Genomic DNA, 9360 nt, shown 5'->3' on the forward strand with positions numbered 1-9360 from the left:
CGCCTGACCCAGCTCGGTGGCCACCGCGGTCAACTCGTCCGACGCGCCCGCCAGCGCCGACGAGGTCTCCCCGACCGTGGCCACCGCCTCGCGCATCGAGGTGAGGGCGGTGCCCAGGGCGGTGGCCATCTGGCCGATCTCGTCGCCGCTGCGCACGTCGACGGCGGTGGTCAGGTCACGGTCGGCGACCCGGCCCAGGGCGGTGACCATGCTCTGCAGCGGCCGGGTGATCGACCGGGTGATCAACAGGGAGATGACGACCAGCGCCGCCAGGCCGAGCACCAGCGCCACGGCGATGGCGGTCTTGAGGGTGGACATGGCGTTGTCGGAGGCGGCACGGGCGGCGCTCACGTGCTGCTGGACGAGGTCCCGGGTCGTCGTGATCTTCTTTTCCATGGCGTCCGCCCGGGCCGACTCGGCCTGCAGGGCGATCGCCGCCTGCGGGCTCGCCGGGTCGATCGTGGCGAGGACCGACAGCTGCCCGGACACCTCGGTGAGGTACGTGGTGTAGTCGGTGCGTAGGGTGGCCAGGCTGCCGTTGACCTCGCTGTTCAGCGGCAGGGCGGCGAGGGCGTCCCAGTCGGCGGCGACGGTCTGCTTGATCTGGTCGAACTGGTCGGCGGCCGCCTTGCGGGTCGCCTCCGTGGTGGCCAGCAGGTTGTCCCGCTCGGCGATCTGCGCGTTGCTCTCCTGCATGTCCAGGTCGATCAGGGCAGCGTTGGCCTTGTTCAGCACGGTGCGCTCGTCGCTCGCCGAGCGCACGGTACTCAGGCTCAGGACCGTCACGATGCCGATGGCCAGCGCCACCAGAACGCCGGTGCCGGCGAGGGCCGTCAACTTCCGGCCCACGGTCATGTGCAGTCGCTGGCCCATCGCGGACTCCCGTCCAGGTCGGTGTCTTCGACCCGAGCGTAGGAGCGCCGGTCACCGCGGGCGGCCCGATCGCCGATATCCGTGCGGTGCGGGTCCCGCGCGATCCCCGGGTCCGCGTAAGCCCAGGAATCGCGCGGGACGTCTTCTCAGGAGAGCCAGCGCAGCGGGACGGCCGCCGCGAGCGCTCCGTATCCGGCCGGGTTCAGGTGCAAATGGTCGCCCACGTCGTAGAGCGGGTTGAGCTGACGCGGGTTCGCCGGGTCGCGGGCGGCGATGTCGAAGTCGGCCGCCTCGTCGAAGAGCCGGCCCCGGCGGATCACCGCGTTGACCGCCCGGCGGGACCGCTCGCGCAGCCCGTCCGGGTCGTCGTAGCCGGTGTTGCCGCCGAACGGGGTGATCGTCGCGCCGTAGACCATGATGTCCCGCGCGTGCGCCCGCAGCACCACCTGCTCGAAGGCGAACAGCAGGTCGTCGGTCACCTGTTTCTGAGCGGCGTCGGTGGCCGGCGCCGTGCCGATGTCGTTGACCCCCTCGAAGATCAGCATCCGGTCGACGCCGCTGGTGGCGAGCACGTCCCGGTCGAGGCGGGCCAGGACGTTCGGGCCGAGGCCGTCGTTGAGCACCCGGTTGCCGCCGGCCGCCTGGTTGAGCACGGCGGTGCGCGGCCGCCGGGCGAACAGCTGGTCGGGCCACCGGTCGTTCCCGTCGGTGGTGGACCCGCGGCCGTCGGTGAGGGAGTCCCCGACGATCGCGATCGCCGGGGCGTCGGCGAGCACCTCCACCCCGCTGATCAGATACCAGTGCGCCACCGAGGTTGCGCCCGGCAAATCAGGATCAAGGACAAAATTCCCGTTCAGGAGGTACGTCGTGGTCCGCGAGCCGGGATGCGAGGTCAGGTTCAACGTCGCCTGCCCAGACGCGAGATATGTCGAAATTGTCAGGTTCGAACCCGAGGAAACCGGCACATCGACGGGATCGGACACCACGTTGGCGCCGGTCGGGACGACGACCGAGGTGCGGCCACCGAAGGTCAGCGGGCGCGAGGAACCCGGCACGATCGCCGATACTCCGGCCTTGCCGTCGACCGGCAGCGCCACCGCCGCCGAGGTGAGAGGCAGCGCCGCGCCGCCGAACGCGTTGGAGAAGCGGACCCGAAGCCGGGAGCCACCCACGGTGACGTGCACCGTCTGCCGCAGCGTGGTGTCCACGAGGACCGAGGAGGTCCCGGTGAAGGGCGCCGGCGGCAGGTTGCCCGGCTCGGTCAGCTGCGGCATCGCCACCCAGGTGTGCATCCAGCGCCGCCCGCCGTGCGCCGCGGCCGGGCCGGGCACCAGCAGCGCGGCCGGGACGGCGGCCGAGCCGAGCCCGAGAACTGTTCTGCGTCGCATGGTCAGGCCCTCCGGCTCTCGGGCGGTCCGAGGTAGCTGTACTTGACGCCGCCGGTGTCGACCACCAGGCGCTGGACGATCACGGTCGGGTCGAGGGCCCAGAAGGTGAGCGTGTGCGTCCCGGCCGCGGCCACCGTGTGGGTCGTCGTGGTGGCGTTGATGTTCTCCGAGGTGTTGCGCTCCCACTGCTTGTTCATCGTGGTGTCGTTGGCGCCGGTCGCCGTGGTCACGTTGACCACCTGCGGCGTCTCGCCGTCGATCGACACCGCGTACTTGAGCCCGTCGGTGGGCCGGGTGTTGTTGCGCGGCGACAGGTACGCCGTCACCTTGACCGGCCCGCTGCTGGTCAGCGTCATCGTGTAGTCGAGCTTCGAGCCGGTGACCTCGCCGAGCGGCGTCAGGCCGTTGCCGGTCTTCCCGATGTCCGGCAGCAGTTGCCAGTTCCCGGTCTTGTGGCTGTAGTGGTCGGCCTCGATCGCCACGTACCCGTCGGCCTCGAGGAACCCGGCGGGCGGCAGCGTCGGGTCGGCGATCGGCGCCCGCACCGTGACGGTCGAGCCCGCGCCCGTGATGGTGATCGGCACGCTCTGCGTCCCCCGGGGCGCCCGCCGCCAGTCCACCGTCACATAAGAACGGACCTGATCGGTGACGGTGCCCGAGGCCCGAGTCACGGAGAGCCACGGCGCGCCACTACTGATCTGGTAGCCGAACGGCGTCGTGCCCTTGTTGTAGACGTCGATGTATTGCCGCGACTGGCTTTGCCACGGGCTGAACGAGGGCAGCGTCGTGGCCGATCCGCCGTCGAGCGCCACGCCCATCGACGATCCGGACGGCACGGTGATCCGCTGCAGGTACGGGAAGATCTCGTCGGGCAGCGCCACGTTGTTCAGCTCCGGCTGCTGCCACGGCGCGTTCGGGCCGTACCGGGCCACGTTGCCGTACCCGATCTTGGGTTGCAGCTGCCAGTCGTGCCACTTCCCGCCGGCGAGCGTGTTGTTGTAGTAGTCGCTCATCGCCTGGTCCTGGGCGAACAGCGCCTCGGCCCGGTCGGCGACCGCGTTGGTGGCGGCGCGGCCCTGCTGGGCGTACGCGATGTTGGTGAACTCGGCCCGGCGCAGGTCGTAGATCAGCGCCGTGTCCTTCACCTCGTAGTACACGAGCTGGTAGAACGCGTCCTGCCAGGCCGCCGGCACCTGCTGCTTGACCCGTTCGGTGACGGCCGCCAGGGCGAGCCAGTCATCGGTCACCCGGTTCATCTCGTCGTAGTCGGTGAGGCTGAACGGGGTCTGCTGGTCGTCGTAGACCACCGCGGACGAATCGGTGGTGATGTCCTTGGCCGGGTCCACCGTGATGCGCCGGTTCAGCAGTTCGGGCTTGCGGCGGGACTGGAGATGCCCGTACGCGTCCAGGATCTTGGCGATCGCCGGCGCGAGGCGCGTCCCGAAGCTCTCCGCGGCGTATTGCCGCGTCCACTCCCCCAGCCGGCTGACCGGCCAGGCGTTCGGGTTCCACGCGTAGTCCAGGAAGAACTGGGTGGGCAGCTCCTCGTTCTTGAGATCGCCGACGTTCGCGACCCAGAGGCGGTTCACCCCCGAGGTGTACGCGAGGTGCAGCTGCTCCCAGGTGTTGGTGAGGTTCGCCGTGTCGGCCCACTTGTAGTCGCGGCCGCCCCCGACGTAGTCGAAGTGGTAGTACATGCCGTACCCACCGGAGCGCGGCGGCAGCGACGGGTCGGGCAGCTTGCGCATGTTGCCCCAGTTGTCGTCGCAGAAGACCACGGTCACGTCGTCCGGCGGCCGGTAACCCTTGTCCCAGTAGCGCTGGACCTCCTTGTAGAGGGTCTGCACCTGGGGCTGGCCGATCAGCCCGGTCTCCTTGAGGATCTCCCGCTGGCTGTCGATGATGGAGCTCATCAGGTCGATGCCGTCGCCGTCGGGCAGCGCCGTGTCGCCGTTGCCACGCATGCCGAGCGTGATCACGCCCTCGATGCCCTGGTCGCGCATCCGCTCCGCGCCGGCCTTCCAGTACGCCTTCAGCGCGGCCGAGTTGGTGCGGTAGCTCCACTGCCCGTTCCCGCCGTACGGGTCGGTCCCGTTGACGGCGTGCCGGTTCCACTCCTCGATGCCGCGCATCATCGGCGCCTCGTGCGAGGTGCCCATCACGACGCCGTACCGCGTGGCGGTGGCGTGGTTGGCGGGGTCGTCCTCGGCGAACGCCCGCCCCCAGACGGCCGGCCACAGGTAGTTGGCCTTGAGCCGGAGCATGGTCTCGAAGACCTTGGCGTAGTAGGCGGCGTTGAGCCCGCCGGGGTAGCCGGGCGCCTTGCCCGGGCCGAAGGTCGCGGGCGCCCAGGTGCCGGTGTCCGGGTTCTCGTCGTTGATGAAGAAGCCGCGGTACTTCACCGCCGGCGTGCCCTGGGTGTGCCGGCCGGGCAGCACGTAGAGGTTGGCCTGGTGGGCGACCGGCACGTCGTCCCAGTAGTACCAGGGCGAGACGCCGATGTTCCTGGACAGGTCGTAGGCGCCGTAGATCGTGCCGCGCTGGTCGCTGCCGGCGATCACGAAGGCGCGCTTGACGCCCGGGAGCGGGTTGTCGACGACCTGCTCGATCGTCGTCTCCCATTTGCCCTGAAGGGACGACACATCCAGCTTTCCCCGAGCGATGATCTTCGCCAGCGTCGGGCTGCGGCCGATCGTGCCGAGGATGATCGGATCTTTCTGGTCCGAGATATCGGCGGAGGTCACGTTGTGGATGTCGGTCCGGACATCGCCGGCGACCCGGACCACGCCGGGGTAGTCGGCATCGTCGACGAGAACGGGCGCTCCGGCAAGGGCGAAACGCCCGGGCCCGGGACGCGTGCTGACGTAGCTGGAAACCGCCTCGGCCGCGGGCGCGGCGCTGGGCACCGCGAGGATGGGCGCGACGAGAACGAGAGCGAGCGCCGCCTTCATCGGAAGAACCTCAGGTTCACCGCGGCCGCCATCGCGACCATCCCGGCGTCGTTCGGGTGCAGGTGGTCCCCGCTGTCGTAGGCCGGGTTGAGCCGGATCGGATCGGCCGGATCCCCCATCGCCCGGTCGAAGTCGACCACCCCGTCGTACTCCCCGCTCGTCCGGATCCACTTGTTCAGCCGCTGCCGCTTCGCCTCGTTCTCGACCGAGTAGAAGCCGAGCGTGTCGTCCTTGAAGGGCAGAATCGTTCCGCCGTACGCCGAAAGCCCGGCGTCGTGCGCCCGCGCGATCAGCTGCCGGTGCCCCGCGATCAGGTCGTCGGCGCTGACCACTTCGGACGGCGGCGCGACGGTGCCGGGGTGCCCGAGGTCGTTCACGCCGAGCAGCACGATCACGTACCGGCGGCCCGGCTGGGCGAGCACGTCCCGGTCGAAGCGGCGCAGCCCGTTGACCCCGAAGTAGTTGGCGAACGTCTCGGCGTCGCTGCCGGCCGGCGGGTTCGGGTCGTGCAGCAGCCGGTTGCCGGAGACGCCGAGGTTGGCCACGCCGCGGTCGATCCCGGCGGCCCGCAGCCGGGCCGCGAGGAGGTCCGGCCAGCGGTGGTTCAGGTTGTTCCGGGTGTTCGCGCCGTTGGTGATGGAATCGCCGAGCGTCACGATCGCCGCGCTCCCCCGCTTGCGGACGGCCACCCCGGACAGGAACAGGTCCTGCGCGAGGGTGGCGACCGGCGTGACGGTACGCGCCGAGGTGACGTTCCCGGCCGCGATCACATTGTCCTGGAAGGAGAACGCGGCGAGGGTGGTGACCGTGGTCGCCGCGCGGAAGTAGAGGCTGATCGCGAGGTCGCCGCCGGCCGGCAGCCGCAGCCGCACCGGGTCGCTGACCATCGGCGCCCCGGCCGGGATCGTCGGGTCGGGCCGCCCGGAGAAGGTGACCCGCCGGTCGGTGCCCGGGACGGTCGCCGTGCTGGCGCCCGTCCCGGCGCGCAGGGCCACGTGCACCTCGTCGACGTGCAGGGCCGTCTCGCCGAACTCGTTGGTGAGCCGGATCCGCAGTTCGTCGCCGCCGGTCGAGCAGTGCACGACGTGCCGCACGGTCCGGTCGGTCAGGACGGTCGGCGCGCCGCGTACCGGAATGGTGGTGGGCACCGCGGCCCAGGTGGTGACCCAGCCGCCCGGGCCGTCGTCGCCCGCGAAGGCCGGTGTGGCCACGCCCGCGGTGGCGGCGCCGACAGCCGCGCCTCCGGCGAGGGCTAGCAGTTCACGTCGGGTGGACACGAGGAATCCTCCGTGGTGGATCGGAAGTTTCGGAAACATCTCAGCCGAACACCCCGAACGTAGAGGTGGCGATCTATGTCGTCAAGCCTTGGCGTTATTGATCTTCAATGCGAAGTGGGCATTGACCTGTGCGCGCGAGCGAACGAAGATTTCCGCAAGTTACCGGAACTTTCGGCTCCACCACCGAGAGGAACGTCAGATGAATCGTATTCGTGCGGGACTGGGAGCGGCCGCGATAGCCGCGATCACGGTCCTGGGCGCCGCCGCGCTGCCGAACGGCGCCGCCGTCGCCGGCGATACCGGGCTGCGCTCCGTGGCCCGCCCGACCGGCGTCAAGATCGGCACCGCGGTCAACATGGACGCTCTGGCCGCCGACGCGCCCTACCAGGAGGCCGTCGGCCGCGAGTTCAACACCGTCACGCCCGAGAACGTGATGAAGTGGGAGGTCGTCGAGCCGACCCAGGGCAACTACAACTGGACCCAGGCCGACCAGCTGGTCGACTTCGCCCGCGCGCACGGCCAGGCGGTCCGCGGCCACGTCCTGGTCTGGCACAGCCAGCTGCCGTCCTGGATCAACGAGACCGCCTTCACCCCGGCCCAGCTGCGGGACCTGCTGCGCCAGCACATCTTCGCCGAAATGGGCCACTTCAGGGGCCGGATCTGGGCCTGGGACGTGGTGAACGAGGCGTTCAACGAGGACGGCACGCTGCGCGACACCATCTGGCTGCGGGCGCTCGGCCCCGGCTACATCGCCGACGCGTTCCGCTGGGCGCACCAGGCCGACCCGTCGGCGATCCTGTTCCTCAACGACTACAACGTCGAGGGGATCAACGCCAAGAGCACCGCGGAGTACAACCTGGTCAGGGACCTGCGCCGGCAGGGCGTCCCGATCCAGGCCTTCGGCATCCAGGGTCATCTCGGGATCCAGTACGGCCTCCCGGGTGACGTCCTGCAGAACCTGCGCCGCTTCGACGCGCTCGGCGTCAAGACCGCGTTCACCGAGGTCGACGTCCGGATGATCCTGCCGGACGACAACATCAAGACGCAGGCCCAGGCCGAGGGCTTCGGCCTCATGCTGCGGGCGTGCCTGCTGGTCAGGCACTGCATCTCGTACACCGTGTGGGGTTTCACCGACAAGTACTCCTGGGTTCCGGGCGTCTTCAGCGGGCAGGGCGCGGCCACCCCGATGGACGAGAACCTCCAGCCCAAGCCGGCGTACGAAACGTTGAAGCAGACGTTCCAGCTGGCCGGCTAGAAAGCTTCCTCTGAACCGGGAAGGGACCGGGCGGCGGCGCGGAAGGCACCGCCGCCCGGTTTTTCTATGCCGTGCTACAGGTGAGGTTGTTCACCGTGGCCGGCGTCGCGCCCGACCCGAGGAACCCGAACGTGGTGGAGTCCCCGGCGGCCACCGTCCCGTTCCAGCTCGCGTTCTTGACCGTCACCAGCGAACCGCTGCTGGTGGCCGTCCCGCTCCAGAGCTGGGTCAGGGTCTGCGACCCGGGCCAGGTCCAGGTCACCGTCCACTTGCCGATGGCCGAGGTGCCGGCGTGCACCATCACCTGGCCCTGGAATCCGCCGGTCCACGATCCGGTCACGTTGTACATGGCCGTGCAGCCGCCGGCGGGAGCCGTGGTCGGCGGCGTGGTCGGGCCGGTGGTGGGCGGGGTCGTCGGCGGCGTCGTGGGTGACGTCGTCGGCGGGGTGGTGGGCGGAGTCGTCGGCGGCGTGGTGGTGCCGCCGCTGCCGACGCCGGTGACCTCGCCGTTGCCGCCGTCGAAGATCACGTCGGAGCAGCCGTAGAACGTCTCCGTGCTGTCCGAGCGCGACCAGACCGAGTAGATCAGGTGCTTGCCGGTCTTGCCGGACGGCAGCGTCGCGTTCCAGTAGTAGTGCCCGGCGTCGGTGCCCGGGCCGCCGTCCGCCGGCGGGTTGGTCACCTGGGAGAACGGCGTGGGATCGAGGTCGCTCCAGGCCAGCGGCTTGGTCGGGTTGTACCCGTCCTTGGTGATGTAGAGCGAGAACGTGCCCGGGTGCTTGGCCCAGTCGTTGTAGTCGATCTCGACCGTCTTGCCGGACGTCAGGTGGGTCAGCGGCCAGTCGTCGCGGGCCAGGTTGAACCCGGTGAAGTCGTACGGGCCACCGGTCCCGCCGCTGCACAGCTGGCCGTCCGGGATGAACCCGGACACCCGGCCGGCCCCGTCGGAGCGCAGCACGGCGAACCAGTTGTACAGCGGGGTGACGCCGCTCTGCGCGACCGCGGCCGCGCACGCCGGGTTCTGCGGGATGATCTGCCCGGTGCTGGTCCTGCCGTCCTCGTAGCAGAGCCAGGTCCGGCTGCCGGGCATCTGCATCGCGCCGTGCGCCGAGGCCACGCTGGGCGCCACGAACGCGCCGATGCCGGCGGCGAGGAGCGCGGCCGACGCGTACGCCAGCAGTTTTTTCCGGATGGTTCTTCGTTGTCGCATCTGGGTCTTCCTTCCGATGGTGGGGACGGGGGGAGGCCGGCTCAGCTCGAGGCCGAGCAGGTGATCGGGGAAGGAACCGGGTTGGTGCTGCCGGCGGTGCTGCCGAGGAACCCGAAGGTGGTGGTGCCGCCGGCGGCGACGGCGCCGTTGTAACCGGCGTTGGTGACCTTGACCGCGGTGCCGGTCTGGGTGACCGTCCCGTTCCACAGCTGGGTGACGGTCTGGCCGGCGGCGTAGGTCCAGCCCACCGACCAGCTCCTGGTGGCGGCCGTGCCGGTGTTGGCCACGGTCACCTCGCCCTGGAAGCCGCCGCTCCACGAGCCGGTGATCTTGTAGGTGGCCGTGCAGCCGCCCGCGGGCGTCGTGGTCGGCGGGGTGGTGGGGGTCGTCGTCGGCGGGGTGGTGG

General features: G+C 70.2%; 7 protein-coding genes. 1 reads left to right on the top strand and 6 read right to left on the bottom strand.

Annotation, left to right across the window (positions count from 1 at the left end):
* The 4 genes from IH26_RS0151710 to IH26_RS0151725 form a co-directional block, all read right to left on the bottom strand.
* Nucleotides 1-873, bottom strand: an 873-nt coding sequence (locus tag IH26_RS0151710; RefSeq protein ID WP_030443683.1) for a HAMP domain-containing protein, incomplete at its 3' end; no start/stop codon positions are given.
* A gap of 146 nt (nucleotides 874-1019) precedes the next feature.
* Entirely contained in the window at nucleotides 1020-2261 is a 1242-nt protein-coding gene (locus IH26_RS0151715) for an SGNH/GDSL hydrolase family protein (protein ID WP_030443684.1), read from the bottom strand.
* A gap of 2 nt (nucleotides 2262-2263) precedes the next feature.
* Nucleotides 2264-5212, bottom strand: a complete 2949-nt coding sequence (locus IH26_RS0151720; protein ID WP_030443685.1) for a glycosyl hydrolase 115 family protein — start codon at nucleotides 5210-5212, stop codon at nucleotides 2264-2266.
* The gene (locus tag IH26_RS0151725; RefSeq protein ID WP_030443686.1) at nucleotides 5209-6489 is read right to left on the bottom strand and encodes an SGNH/GDSL hydrolase family protein; all 1281 of its coding nucleotides are present in this window, start codon (nucleotides 6487-6489) and stop codon (nucleotides 5209-5211) included. Before IH26_RS0151725 ends, IH26_RS0151720 begins: the two co-directional genes overlap by 4 nt.
* A gap of 199 nt (nucleotides 6490-6688) precedes the next feature.
* Here IH26_RS0151725 and IH26_RS0151730 point away from each other — a divergent pair, with 199 nt between their 5' ends.
* Complete coding sequence (locus IH26_RS0151730; RefSeq protein ID WP_030443687.1) at nucleotides 6689-7744, top strand: endo-1,4-beta-xylanase; 1056 nt, start codon at nucleotides 6689-6691, stop codon at nucleotides 7742-7744.
* A 64-nt stretch (nucleotides 7745-7808) separates the two neighbouring features.
* On the opposite strand, the gene IH26_RS0151735 is transcribed toward IH26_RS0151730, so the two are convergent.
* A complete protein-coding gene (locus IH26_RS0151735) occupies nucleotides 7809-8954 on the bottom strand; it encodes a lytic polysaccharide monooxygenase auxiliary activity family 9 protein (protein ID WP_030443688.1) in 1146 nt (381 codons plus the stop codon).
* A 41-nt stretch (nucleotides 8955-8995) separates the two neighbouring features.
* A partial coding sequence (locus IH26_RS0151740; RefSeq protein ID WP_030443689.1) for a cellulose binding domain-containing protein occupies nucleotides 8996-9360 on the bottom strand: 365 nt, incomplete at its 5' end.

It is taken from the genome of Actinoplanes subtropicus (genome assembly GCF_000721705.1).
GTDB classification, from domain to species: domain Bacteria; phylum Actinomycetota; class Actinomycetes; order Mycobacteriales; family Micromonosporaceae; genus Actinoplanes; species Actinoplanes subtropicus.

Bases quoted from the DNA above. Each gene is read 5' to 3' on its own strand.
- IH26_RS0151715 (WP_030443684.1), bottom strand. From the start codon at position 2,261: ATGCGACGCAGAACAGTTCTCGGGCTCGGCTCGGCCGCCGTCCCGGCC.
- IH26_RS0151720 (WP_030443685.1), bottom strand. From the start codon at position 5,212: ATGAAGGCGGCGCTCGCTCTCGTTCTCGTCGCGCCCATCCTCGCGGTG.
- IH26_RS0151730 (WP_030443687.1), top strand. From the start codon at position 6,689: ATGAATCGTATTCGTGCGGGACTGGGAGCGGCCGCGATAGCCGCGATC.
- IH26_RS0151735 (WP_030443688.1), bottom strand. From the start codon at position 8,954: ATGCGACAACGAAGAACCATCCGGAAAAAACTGCTGGCGTACGCGTCG.